This window comes from Pseudomonas sp. MF7453 (assembly GCF_016405455.1).
GTDB lineage: Bacteria > Pseudomonadota > Gammaproteobacteria > Pseudomonadales > Pseudomonadaceae > Aquipseudomonas > Aquipseudomonas paralactis.
In genome coordinates this window covers 185767-200446 of record NZ_JAEKCN010000010.1, presented here as the reverse complement: position 1 = coordinate 200446, position 14680 = coordinate 185767, and the positions used below count along the sequence as shown (strand labels likewise).

15 protein-coding genes are annotated in these 14680 nt (G+C 59.3%); 13 read left to right on the top strand and 2 right to left on the bottom strand.

From position 1 onward, the window contains the following. Window positions 1-134: 134 nt before the first annotated feature. Together JFT63_RS17420 and JFT63_RS17415 are read left to right on the top strand one after the other, a co-directional pair. Window positions 135-992, top strand: coding sequence for a hypothetical protein (locus JFT63_RS17420; protein WP_186558361.1), 858 nt, complete (start codon window positions 135-137; stop codon window positions 990-992). A gap of 123 nt (window positions 993-1115) precedes the next feature. Continuing rightward, window positions 1116-1568: a hypothetical protein gene (locus JFT63_RS17415; RefSeq protein WP_157243898.1), complete on the top strand. Its 453-nt coding sequence runs from the start codon at window positions 1116-1118 to the stop codon at window positions 1566-1568. A 57-nt stretch (window positions 1569-1625) separates the two neighbouring features. Here JFT63_RS17415 and JFT63_RS17410 read toward each other — a convergent pair whose 3' ends face one another. Continuing rightward, window positions 1626-2312, bottom strand: a complete 687-nt coding sequence (locus JFT63_RS17410; protein WP_198844373.1) for an alpha/beta family hydrolase — start codon at window positions 2310-2312, stop codon at window positions 1626-1628. 79 nt (window positions 2313-2391) lie between these two features. Here JFT63_RS17410 and ccoN (JFT63_RS17405) point away from each other — a divergent pair, with 79 nt between their 5' ends. The 8 genes from ccoN (JFT63_RS17405) to ccoP (JFT63_RS17370) all read left to right on the top strand — a co-directional run bounded on the left by ccoN (JFT63_RS17405) (window position 2392) and on the right by ccoP (JFT63_RS17370) (window position 9244). Continuing rightward, window positions 2392-3816, top strand: a complete 1425-nt coding sequence (gene ccoN, locus JFT63_RS17405; RefSeq protein ID WP_198844372.1) for a cytochrome-c oxidase, cbb3-type subunit I — start codon at window positions 2392-2394, stop codon at window positions 3814-3816. 10 nt (window positions 3817-3826) lie between these two features. Further along, window positions 3827-4435, top strand: a complete 609-nt coding sequence (ccoO, locus tag JFT63_RS17400) for a cytochrome-c oxidase, cbb3-type subunit II (protein WP_003193159.1) — start codon at window positions 3827-3829, stop codon at window positions 4433-4435. A gap of 3 nt (window positions 4436-4438) precedes the next feature. Continuing rightward, the gene (locus JFT63_RS17395) at window positions 4439-4639 is read left to right on the top strand and encodes a cbb3-type cytochrome oxidase subunit 3 (protein WP_003193161.1); all 201 of its coding nucleotides are present in this window, start codon (window positions 4439-4441) and stop codon (window positions 4637-4639) included. Beyond that, on the top strand, window positions 4636-5583 hold the full coding sequence (ccoP, locus tag JFT63_RS17390; RefSeq protein WP_198844371.1) for a cytochrome-c oxidase, cbb3-type subunit III: 948 nt from the start codon (window positions 4636-4638) through the stop codon (window positions 5581-5583). Before JFT63_RS17395 ends, ccoP (JFT63_RS17390) begins: the two co-directional genes overlap by 4 nt. Window positions 5584-6028: 445 nt before the next feature. Continuing rightward, window positions 6029-7471 carry a cytochrome-c oxidase, cbb3-type subunit I gene (ccoN, locus tag JFT63_RS17385; protein ID WP_122732170.1) on the top strand — a complete coding sequence of 481 codons (1443 nt, stop codon included), beginning with the start codon at window positions 6029-6031 and terminating at the stop codon, window positions 7469-7471. Next, on the top strand, window positions 7471-8079 hold the full coding sequence (ccoO, locus tag JFT63_RS17380; protein WP_003193167.1) for a cytochrome-c oxidase, cbb3-type subunit II: 609 nt from the start codon (window positions 7471-7473) through the stop codon (window positions 8077-8079). Before ccoN (JFT63_RS17385) ends, ccoO (JFT63_RS17380) begins: the two co-directional genes overlap by 1 nt. A 5-nt stretch (window positions 8080-8084) precedes the next feature. Further along, window positions 8085-8270, top strand: a complete 186-nt coding sequence (locus tag JFT63_RS17375) for a CcoQ/FixQ family Cbb3-type cytochrome c oxidase assembly chaperone (protein WP_003193169.1) — start codon at window positions 8085-8087, stop codon at window positions 8268-8270. Continuing rightward, on the top strand, window positions 8267-9244 hold the full coding sequence (gene ccoP, locus JFT63_RS17370) for a cytochrome-c oxidase, cbb3-type subunit III (protein WP_198844370.1): 978 nt from the start codon (window positions 8267-8269) through the stop codon (window positions 9242-9244). The genes JFT63_RS17375 and ccoP (JFT63_RS17370) overlap by 4 nt, the downstream gene beginning before the upstream one ends. Before the next feature lie 129 nt (window positions 9245-9373). On the opposite strand, the gene JFT63_RS17365 is transcribed toward ccoP (JFT63_RS17370), so the two are convergent. Further along, window positions 9374-9838 carry a hypothetical protein gene (locus JFT63_RS17365; protein WP_198844369.1) on the bottom strand — a complete coding sequence of 155 codons (465 nt, stop codon included), beginning with the start codon at window positions 9836-9838 and terminating at the stop codon, window positions 9374-9376. Between the two features lie 423 nt (window positions 9839-10261). Here JFT63_RS17365 and ccoG point away from each other — a divergent pair, with 423 nt between their 5' ends. The 3 genes from ccoG to JFT63_RS17350 are packed head-to-tail and all read left to right on the top strand — an operon-like array spanning window position 10262 to window position 14679. Continuing rightward, the gene (gene ccoG, locus JFT63_RS17360) at window positions 10262-11665 is read left to right on the top strand and encodes a cytochrome c oxidase accessory protein CcoG (RefSeq protein ID WP_198844368.1); all 1404 of its coding nucleotides are present in this window, start codon (window positions 10262-10264) and stop codon (window positions 11663-11665) included. A 15-nt stretch (window positions 11666-11680) separates the two neighbouring features. Beyond that, a complete protein-coding gene (locus JFT63_RS17355) occupies window positions 11681-12220 on the top strand; it encodes a FixH family protein (protein ID WP_186558355.1) in 540 nt (179 codons plus the stop codon). Between the two features lie 8 nt (window positions 12221-12228). Then, window positions 12229-14679 (top strand): heavy metal translocating P-type ATPase, encoded by a 2451-nt coding sequence (locus JFT63_RS17350; RefSeq protein ID WP_198844367.1) that lies wholly within the window; start codon window positions 12229-12231, stop codon window positions 14677-14679. Window position 14680 lies beyond the last annotated feature (1 nt).

Below are 14680 nucleotides of genomic sequence, written 5' to 3'. Positions count from 1 at the left end.
TGAGTCCCTTGCAGATGGCTATCACTCATCATCTTTTTATCACCAAGCATTCTATAAAACTGTCAATTCTCACAGTTAACCTTTGAACGCCTCCCTCCTTATAGTGTGAACCTGTCAAACAGGAGCACATCGCCATGTCCCGACCTGCCGATTCAAATAGCGCCCTGCATCCCTTCCCAAAAACCATGGGACGTGTGCAGTGGACTGAAAAATCATCGAACAACGAAAGAACATTGGAAGGCTGGGCCCTCCCACTGCACCTATCCGAATACAATAATCAGTATTGGGTCAAGTTAACGCTCCAGTCCCCTGACACTCAACAATCACTGTTACTGAAAATACCTTGCGACTCCATAAGCACATCACCGAACAAATCACTCAAGCAAACCCCGAAAGCCTTCGCCCACGTGTACATTCAAGGTGCAAACAATAACGCACCTGAAACGGAAGAACGTATTAAACCTGTCGGCGACATTGAAGTAACCGTTGACGAAAGCACAGGGAACACAACGCTGAATTTCGAAGGTTCTTTCACTGACACAGCGTCGGAATTATGCGAAATAAAATGCCGCTGTGAGTGGCCTGGAACTACCCTTAACTCACAACGTTCGGTCTTTAAGTGGACAGAAGGACAAACTCAATACAAAACGGAGGGCTGGTTGGCCTACTCCAATTCAAGTAAGGCATGGTATCTGACCGGCGAGGAGGGAGAATGGGGTACGCCTCAATACCGGGAGTGGGCTATTTATATTTACTGCGACGATGAAAATGAACAGATCATCGATGAAACATTTAAAAACGGTGATGAGAAATCGAATTTTTACTATGCTCCCTTCGGCGGTGGCACCTATGAAGACGAATACAATGTAACGCTTACACTGACTCAGCAGCCGTTGCGCTGCGAAGCCACCTTTAAAAATAAAATCCGCGACCGTGTAGAGATGACTAACGGCACGTTTCAGCCTATAAAAGACCCTACCCCCCCATCGTAATAAGGCTCGACAACAGAGGCTTAAAACAAAATAAGTTTCACGTCTCAGGCGAGCGCGACACACTCAAGCTGGCATTTCTGAAAAAATCAGATAGCGCAAACCCCACGGGTAAAAGGTCTCACCATGAACCAAGAAATTATTTTCATCCCCGACTGCTATCTCTCTCAATCAGCAAACAACCATTTTGAATGGACATTTAAAAACTCTCAAACATCAATCACTGCAGAAAGAACAATTTTTGGTCATCGTACACAGACAAATACCTGGATATTTTCAGGGGCCATTGGAGATAAACCTGAAAAGAATTTTTCTTCGTATTATTTTCATATTCCCTACCTAGGAGAAGCGCCGATAGACAATACGTATATACTTGACGGAATTTTACATTATGCTCTTTACATCTCTGGCCCTGGCGACATGCCTGGCACTACAGCAATTCCCGCCAAACACGCAACGCTGACAATAAAGCTCAACCCTGTTGAAGGCACGGCCAATGGCAACTTCGAGGCGTCCTTCGACAGTGAGTATGCTCAATACGACGCGACAGGACACTTCACGCTCATTAGGGACCGCTAGTGTTAAACCTCACGAAAACACTAGCCGAAATATCCCAACATAGAGACCTGCAAAGCGTCAGGCGAGAAAACCTGACGCTTTGATGGCCGCCGCCTCCAAATGCTGCTCATGACTGAACCCCGACGCCTTCAACGGCTTCAAATCATGATCCCCCGCCGCCAGCCACATCACCTCAATGCTCTCTGACAAGTCATAACCCTGCACCGCCGCACGATTGCCCAAGGCATCGCGCTCGCCCTGCACAATCAACGTCGGCGTCTTCAACCCGGCCAAGTGCTCCACCCGAGGCTTTTGCGGCTTGCCCACCGCATAAAACGGATAGCCCAGGCACACCAACCCATCGGCGCCCAGCTCATCGGCCAACAAACTGGCCATGCGCCCGCCCATCGACTTGCCGCCAATCGCCAGTTTCCCAGCGACATGACGTCGCACCTGGGCATACACCTCACGCCACGCCTCCAGCAGTTTCGGCGCCGGATTCGGCGGGCGTTTGCCCCCCTCCAAGCGGCGCTGGGCCATGTATGGGAACTCGAAGCGCAAAACGTTCACGCCATGCCCGGCAAGGCGTGCAGCCATGTCATTCATGAACGCCGAGTCCATCGGTGCGCCAGCGCCGTGGGCCAGGATCAACGTGACCGGCTTATCCGAAATCGTGCCCGTGGCGACATCCCACAACCAGCCATGTTCCCGTACACACTGCGCCCATTGATCCCCGTCAATACTGGCCTTGTGCTCTTTGCCCATGCTTGCCTCGCTTTTTAGTCTGCCTATAACTCCAGCCCAAGTGCCGCACTTGCTTGGGTTGAACCGTGGATGGGGAACCATGAACACTACTTTAAGTACCGCCTATAACTACAAGATGGTCCGCCAATTCGCCATTATGACGGTGGTGTGGGGCATCGTCGGCATGGGGCTCGGGGTTTTTCTCGCGGCCCAATTGGTTTGGCCTGCGCTCAACTTCGATTTGCCCTGGACCAGCTTCGGCCGTCTGCGCCCATTGCACACCAATGCGGTGATTTTCGCGTTCGGTGGCTGTGCGCTGTTCGCCAGCTCCTTTTACTCGGTGCAACGCACCTGCCAGACGCAGCTGTTCGCGCCGAAAGTCGCCGCGTTCTGCTTCTGGGGCTGGCAGCTTGTGATCCTGCTGGCGGCGATCAGCCTGCCACTGGGCTACACCAGCTCCAAGGAATACGCCGAGCTGGAATGGCCGATCGACATTCTGATCACCATCGTCTGGGTCGCCTACGCCATCGTGTTCTTCGGCACGATCATGAAGCGCAAGACCAAGCATATCTATGTGGGTAACTGGTTCTTCGGTGCGTTCATCATCACCGTGGCCATCTTGCATATCGTCAATAACCTGGAAATCCCGGTCAGCCTGACCAAGTCCTACTCGCTGTACGGCGGTGCGACGGATGCCATGGTGCAGTGGTGGTATGGGCACAACGCGGTAGGCTTTTTCCTGACTGCGGGCTTTCTGGGGATGATGTACTACTTCGTGCCCAAACAGGCTGAGCGCCCGGTGTATTCCTATCGCTTGTCGATCGTGCACTTCTGGGCGCTGATCACGCTGTACATCTGGGCAGGCCCTCACCACTTGCACTACACCGCCTTGCCGGACTGGGCACAGTCCCTGGGCATGGTGATGTCACTGGTGCTGCTGGCGCCAAGCTGGGGCGGCATGATCAACGGCATGATGACCCTCTCGGGTGCCTGGCATAAGTTGCGCAGCGACCCGATCCTGCGCTTCCTCGTTGTCTCCCTGGCCTTCTACGGCATGTCGACCTTCGAAGGCCCGATGATGGCGATCAAGACCGTCAACGCCCTCTCCCACTACACCGACTGGACCATCGGCCACGTACACGCCGGGGCGCTGGGCTGGGTGGCGATGATCTCCATCGGCGCGCTGTACCACATGATCCCGAAAATCTTCGGTCGCGAGCAGATGTACAGCCTCGGCCTGATCAACGCGCATTTCTGGCTGGCCACCATCGGCACCGTGCTCTACATCGCCTCGATGTGGGTCAACGGCATCGCCCAGGGCCTGATGTGGCGTGCGGTCAACGAAGACGGCACCCTCACCTACTCCTTCGTCGAAACCCTGGTGGCCAGCCACCCAGGCTTCATCGTGCGTCTGGTGGGCGGTGCGATCTTCCTCAGCGGCATGTTCCTGATGGCTTACAACACATGGCGCACCGTGCGTTCGGCGCAACCTGCCGAAGTCACCGCTGCCGCGCAGATGGCCTGAGGAGTCGATGATGAAACACGAAACGATTGAAAAGAACGTCGGCCTGTTGATGCTGCTGATGGTGCTCGCCGTGAGCATCGGTGGCCTGACGCAGATCGTCCCGCTGTTCTTCCAGGACGTGACCAACAAACCGGTCGAAGGCATGAAGCCCTACACCGCGCTGCAACTGGAAGGCCGCGACATCTACATCCGCGAAGGCTGCGTGCAGTGCCACTCGCAGATGATCCGCCCGTTCCGCGCCGAGACCGAGCGCTACGGCCACTACTCGGTGGCCGGCGAAAGCGTGTGGGACCACCCGTTCCTGTGGGGTTCCAAGCGTACCGGCCCGGACCTGGCCCGCGTCGGCGCGCGCTACTCGGACGACTGGCACCGCGCGCACTTGTACAACCCGCGCAACGTGGTGCCGGAGTCGAAAATGCCGGCCTATCCGTGGCTGGTCACCGCCGCCGTCGACAGCAGCCACACCGAGACCAAATTGAAAGTGATGCGCACGCTCGGAGTGCCGTACACCGACGACGACATCAACGGCGCCGTCGCCAGCCTCAAGGGCAAGACCGAGATGGACGCGCTGGTTTCCTACCTGCAAGTGCTCGGCACTGCCATCAAGAGCAAGAGGTGAGCCATGGGATTTGAATTCGATGCGGGCACCATCCGCGGCCTCGGCACGCTGGTGGTCGCCATCGCCTTTATCGGCCTGTCGCTGTGGGTCTTCAACAACCGCCGCAATGCGGAATTCGAGCAGGCCCGCCTGCTGCCGTTTGCCGATGAACCTTCCCCACCCGACGCTCAAGCAGAGCCAGCCACAAGGAGCACTCGGCCATGACTACGTTTTGGAGTACATGGATCTGCGTATTGACCCTGGGCAGCCTGATCGGCCTGACCTGGCTCTTGGTCGGCACCCGCAAGGGCGAAACCAAGGGCAGCGTCGACCAGACCATGGGCCACGCCTTCGACGGGATCGAGGAATACGACAACCCGCTGCCCCAGTGGTGGTTTATGTTGTTCGCCGGCACCCTGGTATTTGCCGTCGGCTACCTGATCCTCTACCCGGGCCTGGGCAACTGGAAAGGCGTGCTGCCGGGCTATGAAGACGGCTGGACCCAGACCAAGGAATGGGACAAGGAAATGGCCAAGGCCGACGCCAAATTCGGGCCGATCTTCGCCAAGTTCGCGGCCATGCCGGTAGAAGAAGTGGCCAAGGACCCGCAAGCGTTGAAGATGGGCGGTCGCCTGTTCGCCTCCAACTGCGCGGTATGCCACGGCTCGGACGCCAAGGGCGCCTATGGCTTCCCCAACTTGGCCGACAACAACTGGCGCTGGGGCGGTTCGGCCGAGGCCATCAAGGCCACCATCCTGAACGGTCGCCACGCGGCGATGCCGGCCTGGGGTGAAGTGCTGGGCGAGGACGGGGTGAAGAACGTCGCCGCCTATGTGCGTCACGACCTGGCCAAGCTGCCCTTGCCCGCCGACAGCACTGCTGACCTCGCAGCGGGCCAGGCCGCTTTCAACACCACCTGCGTCGCCTGCCACGGCCCGCAGGGCCACGGCGTGGAAGCCATGGGTGCGCCCAACCTGACCGAGCCTGCCGGGTTTATCTACGGCACCAGCCTGGCGCAGTTGCAGCAGACCATCCGCCATGGTCGCCAGGGCCAGATGCCGGCCCAGGACGTGCTGCAAGGTAATGACAAGGTGCACCTGCTGGCGGCTTACGTGTACAGCCTGTCCCATAACGCTGATGGTGCAACGCCAGACAGCGTGACCCAGTAGAGCAGTAACCCGTTCCACTGTAGGAGCGAGCTTGCTCGCGAAGAACCTGGGGACGCCGCGTTTAACTAGAATAAACGCGGCGCTCTGAAGTACTTCGCGAGCAAGCTCGCTCCTACAGGGATCCGGTGTTGTTTTCACTTGCGCGACCAAGTGTCGCACCCTCGCGACACCCACCTTTCCCCTCCTCCTATTCGGGTCTACGCTTGTTCCCACAGTGGAGCAATTCTGGCGTAGGCGACGGTATCCGTTGCGCCCCCTAAAATTCCTGTCCACTTGATCAGCTTTCTATTTCGGTCTTTATCCTTACACCAAACATGGAAAGGGCGCAGAATCTGGCGTGGAACGCATTGATACAGGTCAGTCATTGCGTTGCAATGGCCCCTCGGTTTCTACATACTTGCGGCCGATTTTACCTATAAAAAAACCTAAACCGTGGAACCTTAGAATGAGCACAGCAATCAGTCCGACTGCTTATAACTATAAGGTAGTCCGCCAGTTCGCCATCATGACGGTGGTCTGGGGGATCCTTGGCATGGGGCTCGGGGTGTTCATCGCCTCGCAACTGGTCTGGCCGCAATTGAATTTCGACCTGCCATGGACGACCTTCGGTCGTTTGCGCCCGCTGCACACCAACCTGGTGATCTTCGCCTTCGGTGGATGTGCACTGTTTGCCACCTCCTACTATGTGGTGCAGCGCACCTGCCAGACGCGCTTGATCTCGGATGGCCTGGCCGCCTTCACCTTCTGGGGCTGGCAGGCGGTTATCGTCGGCGCCATCATCAGCCTGCCGCTGGGCTACACCACCACCAAGGAATACGCCGAGCTGGAATGGCCGATCGCGATTTTGCTCGCCATCGTCTGGGTGACCTATGCCGTGGTGTTCTTTGGCACCATCGTCAAGCGCAAGACCAAGCACATCTACGTCGGCAACTGGTTCTACGGTGCGTTTATCCTGGTCACGGCGATGCTGCATATCGTCAACCACGCCTCGTTGCCGGTCAGCCTGTTCAAGTCCTACTCGGCCTACTCGGGCGCGACGGATGCGATGATCCAGTGGTGGTATGGCCACAACGCCGTAGGCTTCTTCCTCACCACCGGCTTCCTGGGCATGATGTATTACTTCGTGCCCAAGCAGGCCGAGCGCCCGATCTACTCCTATCGCCTGTCCATCGTCCATTTCTGGGCACTGATCACCCTGTACATCTGGGCCGGCCCTCACCACTTGCACTACACCGCCTTGCCGGATTGGGCACAGTCCCTGGGCATGGCGATGTCGATCATCCTGCTGGCGCCAAGCTGGGGCGGCATGATCAACGGCATGATGACCCTCTCGGGCGCTTGGCATAAGCTGCGCACCGACCCGATCCTGCGTTTTCTGGTGGTATCGCTGGCGTTCTACGGCATGTCGACCTTCGAAGGGCCGATGATGGCGATCAAGACCGTCAACTCGCTGTCCCACTACACCGACTGGACCATCGGCCACGTACATGCCGGCGCTCTGGGCTGGGTAGCGATGATCTCCATCGGCGCGCTGTACCACATGATCCCCAAACTGTTCGGCCGCGCGCAGATGCACAGCGTCGGGCTGATCAACGCGCACTTCTGGCTGGCCACTATTGGCACCGTGCTCTACATCGCTTCGATGTGGGTCAACGGCATCACCCAGGGCCTGATGTGGCGTGCGATCAACGATGACGGCACCCTCACCTATTCCTTCGTCGAAGCGCTGCAAGCCAGCCATCCGGGCTTTATCGTGCGAGCCCTGGGCGGTGCGTTCTTTGCCAGCGGCATGTTGTTGATGGCCTACAACGTCTGGCGCACCGTGCGCGCCTCCGACCCGGCGCAAGCTGAAGCCGCCGCCAAGATCGCCGTTGTGGGAGCTCACTGATGAAGCATGAAGTAGTCGAGAAGAATATCGGCCTGCTGGCCTTCTTCATGGTCATCGCCGTGAGCATCGGCGGCCTGACCCAAATCGTCCCGCTGTTTTTCCAGGACGTGACGAACAAGCCGGTCGAAGGCATGAAGCCGCGTACCGCCCTTGAACTGGAAGGCCGTGACGTCTACATCGCCAACGGTTGCGTGGGCTGCCACTCGCAGATGATCCGCCCGTTCCGTGCCGAAACCGAACGCTACGGCCACTATTCGGTGGCCGGTGAAAGCGTGTGGGACCACCCGTTCCTGTGGGGCTCCAAGCGCACCGGCCCGGACCTGGCCCGTGTGGGCGGGCGTTATTCCGATGACTGGCAGCGTGCGCACTTGTACAACCCGCGCAACGTGGTGCCGGAGTCGAAAATGCCGGCTTACCCGTTCCTCGTGGAAAACAAGCTCGACGGCAAGGACACCGCGAAGAAGATGGAAGTCTTGCGCACCCTGGGCGTGCCCTACACCGACGAAGACATCGCCGGTGCAGCCGCAGCCGTGAAGGGCAAGACCGAAATGGACGCATTGGTGGCCTACCTGCAAGGCCTTGGCACCATCATCAAAAGCAAACGGTGACCTACATGGATATCGGGATGATTCGTGGCCTGGGCACCGTTGTGGTGATGGTGGCCTTTATCGGCCTGGCGTTGTGGGTGTTCAGCCCACGGCGCAAGTCGGAGTTTGACGACGCGACCATGCTGCCCTTCGCAGATGACCCCGAAGCCATCAAGCACGTCGAGCAAGCTTCTAGGAGTAACAAAGAATGACTACGTTCTGGAGTCTGTACGTCACAGTCCTCAGTCTGGGTACCATCTTCGCCCTGACCTGGCTGCTGCTGTCGACCCGCAAGGGCCAGCGCACCGAGCAGACGGATGAGACCGTCGGCCACTCGTTCGACGGCATCGAGGAGTACGACAACCCGCTGCCCAAATGGTGGTTCATGCTGTTTGTCGGCACCATCGTCTTCGCTCTTGGCTACCTGGTGCTCTACCCGGGCCTGGGTAACTGGAAAGGCCTGCTGCCGGGTTACAACTACCTGGACAACGACAAGCAAACCGCGTTTGCCAACGGCCAGACCGGCTGGACCGGCGTACACGAATGGGAAAAGGAAATGGCCAGGTCGGAGGCCAAGTTCGGGCCGATCTTCGCCAAATTCGCATCAATGCCCATTGAGGAAGTCGCCAAGGACCCGCAAGCCTTGAAAATGGGCGGCCGACTGTTTGCCTCCAACTGCTCGGTGTGTCACGGCTCCGACGCCAAGGGCGCCTACGGCTTCCCCAACCTGACCGACGCTGACTGGCGCTGGGGTGGCGAACCCAACACCATCAAGGAAACCATCATGAAGGGCCGCCACGCGGTGATGCCGGGCTGGGCCGAAGTCATCGGCGAGCAAGGCGTAGCTGACGTAGCAGGCTTTGTGGTGACCCAGCTCGATGGCCGCAAACTGCCCGAAGGCGCCAAGGCCGACGTGGCCAACGGCGAGAAACTCTTCGCCGCCAACTGCGTGGCCTGCCACGGCCCGACCGGTAAAGGCACTCCCGCCATGGGCGCGCCGGACCTGACACATCCAGGCGCATTCATCTACGGTTCGAGCTTCGCGCAACTGCAGCAGACCATCCGCTATGGCCGTCAGGGCCAGATGCCTGCGCAGGAGCAACTGCAGGGCAATGACAAGGTGCATTTGCTGGCAGCGTATGTTTACAGCTTATCTCATGCCGACAAGGCTGCCGAAGCTCAGTAACCTGGGAAGCCCCGCACTGTGAGAACCGTGCGGGGCATAGTCCGTATCAGCAATTGCATCATCAAGAACCTGCGTCACGCAGAGAGTCTTGAGAGTGATACTGAGCTGCCTGTTCTCTACGGGAGCAGGTTACAACGGGCCAACGGTAGCCACCACCGCAGGCGTGACCTCTACGAGAGGCGCGACGCCGCTGATGACACTGACTTTGACTTGGCTGTTTTTTCTCAGTTGGGTTAGCTCGGCAATCGTATCCTGAATGCTTTGCGGGCTGATTTTGCCGTCCAGCCACTTGTCACCATCACTATCAAGTTTATCCAAAAGTGATTCACGCTTCAGCAGTTCCTTAGCGAACTGACCGACGTCTGTGCACTCTTTAGAAAGCTCTTCAAGCCGAGACAAGGTGATAAATCCCGGATTTTTCGGATCTTCAAACATTTTGAAGTCGCCCGCCAATTGCTTGGAGAGTCGCAAATCGTTCCAGCCGGAATATTGGTTGTAGAGATTCAACGAAGCGGCAGCTACTATCGAGACCCCGGCTTCAGGGAGGATTAAATCATATGGAAATTTAATCGCCATGCCATTGTTTATATTCATAGTGACTCCTCACATTAATTAGCCACCGTAAGTAGTGGCCTCTCTCTGTGGCTTATCAACTTCAATCAGTTCCATCATAAGACCCTGAGTACCAATAAAGTGGGAACCTTAGTTGTCGTCGACGGCGCGGCCTAGAGTAACTCAATCCTGATTCGCGAGGAGCGCACTGACAGATCCAACAAGAGCGTTGCGCTGATTGACTCAGTACACAAATGACCCGCTCGCACTCAAAAACCGTCCATACTTCACAAGTCAATTGATCCAGATCACGTACACCATCAATTGATTTCCCCCAACGCGACCAAAGGTCGCACCCTTCACGCACCACCGGGGGCGTATCATTAGGCCACTGCAACACCCCCCATTTGATCGCGGCCGGCACGTACTGGCCGAGGCAAATCTCCACCGCCGTGGGATGCAATGATGAGCAACCAGATACCGGTACATGACGTTACCCCGCCTGCCAAAACCGTCGATCTCTACGCTTCGCGAGAGAAAATTTACACCCGTGCCTTCACCGGCCTGTTCCGCAATTTGCGCATGCTCGGTGGCGCCGGCCTGTTCCTGCTGTACTTCGGCACCGTGTGGCTGAACTGGGGCGGTCACCAGGCGGTGTGGTGGAACCTGCCGGAGCGTAAGTTCTTCATTTTTGGCGCCACCTTCTGGCCCCAGGATTTCATCCTGCTCTCGGGCATTCTCATTGTTGCGGCCTTTGGGCTGTTCTTTATTACCGTGTACGCCGGCCGCGTGTGGTGCGGCTATACCTGCCCGCAAAGCGTGTGGACCTGGATCTTCATGTGGTGCGAAAAGGTCACCGAAGGCGACCGCAACCAGCGCATCAAGCTGGACAAGGCGCCCATGAGCGCCAACAAGTTCCTGCGCAAGTTCAGCAAGCACACGCTGTGGCTGCTCATCGGTTTTGTCACTGGCATGACCTTCGTCGGCTATTTTTCACCGATCCGCGAGCTGGTGTTCGACTTCTTCACTGGCCAGGCCGATGGCTGGTCGTATTTCTGGGTCGGCTTCTTCACCCTCGCCACCTACGGCAATGCCGGCTGGCTGCGCGAGCAGGTGTGCATCTACATGTGCCCTTACGCGCGTTTCCAGAGCGTGATGTTCGACAAGGACACACTCATTGTTTCCTATGACCCGCGCCGTGGCGAAGTGCGTGGCCCGCGTAAAAAGGGCGTCGACTACAAGGCCCAGGGCCTGGGCGACTGCATCGATTGCACCATGTGCGTGCAGGTGTGCCCCACCGGTATCGATATCCGCGATGGCCTGCAAATCGAGTGCATCGGCTGCGCCGCCTGTATCGACGCCTGCGATAACATCATGGACAAGATGGACTACCCACGCGGCCTGATCAGCTACACCACCGAACACAATCTGTCCGGGCAGAAGACCCACAAGTTGCGCCCACGGCTGATCGGCTATGCGCTGGTGCTGCTGGCGATGATCGGCTTGCTGGTCGGCGCATTCTTCATGCGTTCGCTGGTGGGTTTCGATGTCAGCAAGGACCGCGTGCTGTACCGCGAAAACGCCGAGGGGCGCATCGAAAACGTCTACAGCCTGAAGATCATGAACAAGGACCAGCACGACCACACCTACGTGCTCGACGCCACCGGCCTGCCGGACCTCAAGCTGCAGGGGCGACGCGAAATCAAGGTGGCCGCCGGCGATATCGTCAGTATGCCGGTGGAGTTGTCGAGTGCGCCGGAGCAACTGCCGTCGAGCACCAACGAGGTGACTTTCATCCTCAAAGACGCCGACGACACCAGCGTTCATATTGAAGCCAAGAGCCGATTCATCGGCCCACAAGTTCGTTAAACAGGGAACACAAGAATGCCCGCAACCACTGCTGCAAGCCCTTGGTACAAGCACCTCTGGCCGTGGATCATCATCGCGATCCTGGCCTGCTCGGTGACGCTGACCCTGTCCATGGTGACCATCGCGGTCAACAACCCGGACAACCTGGTCAACGACAACTACTACGAGGCCGGCAAAGGCATCAACCGCTCCCTGGACCGCGAACGCCTGGCCCAGACCCTGCAACTGCGTGCCAAGCTGCACCTGGATGAGTTGACTGGCGAAGTCGAGCTGCACCTGACCGGCAACAGCGGCCCTGCGACCCTGGAACTGAACCTGATTTCCCCTACCCAGCCGGAAAAGGATCGCAAGATCGTCCTGACCCGCAGTGACAGCGAGCACGGCCGCTATATCGGCCAGGTCACCGACAAGGTTGAAGGCCGCCGTTTCGTGGAACTGCTTGGCGTGGAAGGCAACAACACCTGGAGGATGTTCGAGGAAGAAGAGGTCAGCCACGATAAGGATCTGCTGCTGGGTGACGAACCGTTGCAGGGTGCCGAAGACCTGAAAAAATAGCAGCGCCCATGACCAGCCCAACGCCTTGCTACCACTGCGCCCTGCCCGTCCCCTCCGGCAGCCGGTTCACCGCCCGCATCCTTGGCGAGCGCCGCGAACTCTGCTGCCCTGGCTGCCAGGCCGTGGCCGAAGCGATTGTGGCCGGTGGGCTGGAAAGCTATTACCTGCACCGCAGCGAAGCCTCGGCCAACCCCGAGGCGCTACCGGTGCAACTGGTGGATGAGCTGGCGCTGTACGACCGCGCCGACGTGCAAAAGCCCTTTGTACGCCATCAGGGCGACTTGGCCGAAACCACCCTGTTGATGGAGGGCATCAGCTGCGCCGCCTGCGGCTGGCTGATCGAGAAACACTTGCGCAGCCTGCCCGCGGTGGCCGAGGCGCGGCTGAACCTGTCCAACCATCGCCTGCATGTACGCTGGGCCGATGGGCAACTGCCATTGAGCCAACTGCTCAGTGAACTGCGCCATATCGGCTATGCCGCTCACCCCTACCAGGCCGACCGCGCCGCCGAACAACTGGCCGGCGAAAACCGTCTGGCCCTGCGTCAACTGGGGGTCGCCGGTTTGCTGTGGTTCCAGGCGATGATGGCAACCATGGCGACCTGGCCGGAATTTAATATCGACCTGAGCCCGGAGTTGCACGTGATCCTGCGCTGGGTTGCGATGTTTCTCACCACACCCATCGTGTTTTACAGCTGCGCGCCATTCTTCAAAGGCGCCCTGCGTGACCTGCGCACGCGCCACCTGACCATGGACGTATCGGTATCCCTGGCAATTGGCGGTGCGTACCTGGCGGGTATCTGGACCGCGATCACCGGCGTGGGCGAACTGTATTTCGATGCGGTGGGCATGTTTGCGCTGTTCTTGTTGGCCGGGCGTTACCTTGAGCGTCGCGCTCGGGAGCGCACTGCGGCGGCCACTGCTCAACTGGTCAACCTGTTGCCCGCCTCGTGCCTGCGCCTCAAGGGCGATGGCCAAAGCGAACGCATCCTGCTCAGTGAACTGGCATTGGGTGATCGTGTACTGGTGCAGCCCGGCGCGGTGCTGCCGGCGGATGGTGTGATCCTCGACGGCCAATCCAGCGTCGATGAATCCCTGCTGACCGGCGAGTACCTGCCGCAACCGCGACGGGCCGGCGACAGCGTCACGGCCGGCACGCTGAATGTTGAAGGCGCGTTGATCGTCGAAGTGCGCGCCCTGGGCCACGACACACGCCTGTCCGCCATTGTGCGCCTGCTGGAGCGCGCCCAGGCCGAGAAGCCACGCCTGGCGCAAATCGCCGACCGTGCCGCGCAGTGGTTCCTGCTGTGCTCGCTGATCGCCGCCGCGGTGATCGGCCTGCTGTGGTGGGAGCTGGACCCGTCCCGCGCATTCTGGATTGTGTTGGCAATGCTGGTGGCGACTTGCCCGTGCGCACTGTCCCTGGCCACGCCGACCGCCCTGACGGCTGCCACCGGCACCTTGCACACCCTGGGGTTGCTGCTGACCCGCGGCCACGTGCTCGAAGGCCTGAACCAGATCGACACGGTGATTTTCGACAAGACCGGCACCCTCACCGAAGGGCGCCTGGCGTTGCGCGCCATTCGCCCCCTGGGCGCATTGGACAGCGACCACTGCCTGGGCCTCGCCGCCGCCCTGGAGAACCGCTCGGAACACCCGATTGCTCGTGCCTTCGGGCGTGCGCCCCTGGCTGCGGATGAAGTGTTGAGCACCCCGGGCCTGGGCCTGGAGGGTCGTGTGGGCGACCGCCTGTTGCGTATCGGCCAACCGGGGTTTGTCTGTGAGCTCAGTGGCTGCGCGATTCCCGCCTCGCCGGACGAAGCGGGGCAATGGCTGCTGTTGGGTGATCAAAGCGGCGCACTCGCCTGGTTCGTACTCGACGACCGCCTGCGCAGCGACGCGCCTGCCCTGCTCGCAGCGTGCAAGGCACGCGGCTGGCGCACGCTGCTGCTCTCAGGCGACAGCTCGCCGATGGTGGCCAGTGTCGCCCTCGAACTGGGCATCGACGAAGCCCACGGCGGCCTGCGCCCTGACGACAAGTTGCAGGTGCTGCAAAACCTGCACAAGCAAGGCCGCAAAGTGCTGATGCTGGGCGATGGCGTCAATGATGTGCCGGTGCTGGCCGCCGCCGATATCAGCGTGGCCATGGGCTCGGCCACCGACCTGGCGAAAACCAGCGCCGACGCGGTGCTGTTGTCCAACCGTCTGGAGGCACTGGTGCAAGCCTTCAGCCTGGCGCGGCGCACCCGTCGAGTAATCCTTGAGAACCTGCTGTGGGCCGGGCTGTACAATGGCCTGATGCTGCCATTCGCGGCCCTGGGCTGGATCACGCCGATCTGGGCCGCCATTGGCATGTCCCTCAGTTCGTTGACCGTGGTGCTTAACGCATTGCGCCTGACTCGTTTGTCGAGCGCGCAGGCTAAAGGTACCGCCCCAGTAACCCGCCCGCTGCCGGCCTGAG

What these genes read in the sequence shown, in the direction of transcription:
- ccoG (WP_198844368.1), top strand. Translation starts at nt 10,262, where the DNA reads ATGAGCAACCAGATACCGGTACATGACGTTACCCCGCCTGCCAAAACC.
- JFT63_RS17420 (WP_186558361.1), top strand. Translation starts at nt 135, where the DNA reads ATGTCCCGACCTGCCGATTCAAATAGCGCCCTGCATCCCTTCCCAAAA.
- ccoO (WP_003193159.1), top strand. Translation starts at nt 3,827, where the DNA reads ATGAAACACGAAACGATTGAAAAGAACGTCGGCCTGTTGATGCTGCTG.
- ccoP (WP_198844370.1), top strand. Translation starts at nt 8,267, where the DNA reads ATGACTACGTTCTGGAGTCTGTACGTCACAGTCCTCAGTCTGGGTACC.
- JFT63_RS17365 (WP_198844369.1), bottom strand. Translation starts at nt 9,838, where the DNA reads ATGAATATAAACAATGGCATGGCGATTAAATTTCCATATGATTTAATC.
- ccoP (WP_198844371.1), top strand. Translation starts at nt 4,636, where the DNA reads ATGACTACGTTTTGGAGTACATGGATCTGCGTATTGACCCTGGGCAGC.
- JFT63_RS17395 (WP_003193161.1), top strand. Translation starts at nt 4,439, where the DNA reads ATGGGATTTGAATTCGATGCGGGCACCATCCGCGGCCTCGGCACGCTG.
- JFT63_RS17415 (WP_157243898.1), top strand. Translation starts at nt 1,116, where the DNA reads ATGAACCAAGAAATTATTTTCATCCCCGACTGCTATCTCTCTCAATCA.
- JFT63_RS17350 (WP_198844367.1), top strand. Translation starts at nt 12,229, where the DNA reads ATGACCAGCCCAACGCCTTGCTACCACTGCGCCCTGCCCGTCCCCTCC.
- JFT63_RS17355 (WP_186558355.1), top strand. Translation starts at nt 11,681, where the DNA reads ATGCCCGCAACCACTGCTGCAAGCCCTTGGTACAAGCACCTCTGGCCG.
- ccoN (WP_122732170.1), top strand. Translation starts at nt 6,029, where the DNA reads ATGAGCACAGCAATCAGTCCGACTGCTTATAACTATAAGGTAGTCCGC.
- ccoO (WP_003193167.1), top strand. Translation starts at nt 7,471, where the DNA reads ATGAAGCATGAAGTAGTCGAGAAGAATATCGGCCTGCTGGCCTTCTTC.
- ccoN (WP_198844372.1), top strand. Translation starts at nt 2,392, where the DNA reads ATGAACACTACTTTAAGTACCGCCTATAACTACAAGATGGTCCGCCAA.
- JFT63_RS17375 (WP_003193169.1), top strand. Translation starts at nt 8,085, where the DNA reads ATGGATATCGGGATGATTCGTGGCCTGGGCACCGTTGTGGTGATGGTG.
- JFT63_RS17410 (WP_198844373.1), bottom strand. Translation starts at nt 2,312, where the DNA reads ATGGGCAAAGAGCACAAGGCCAGTATTGACGGGGATCAATGGGCGCAG.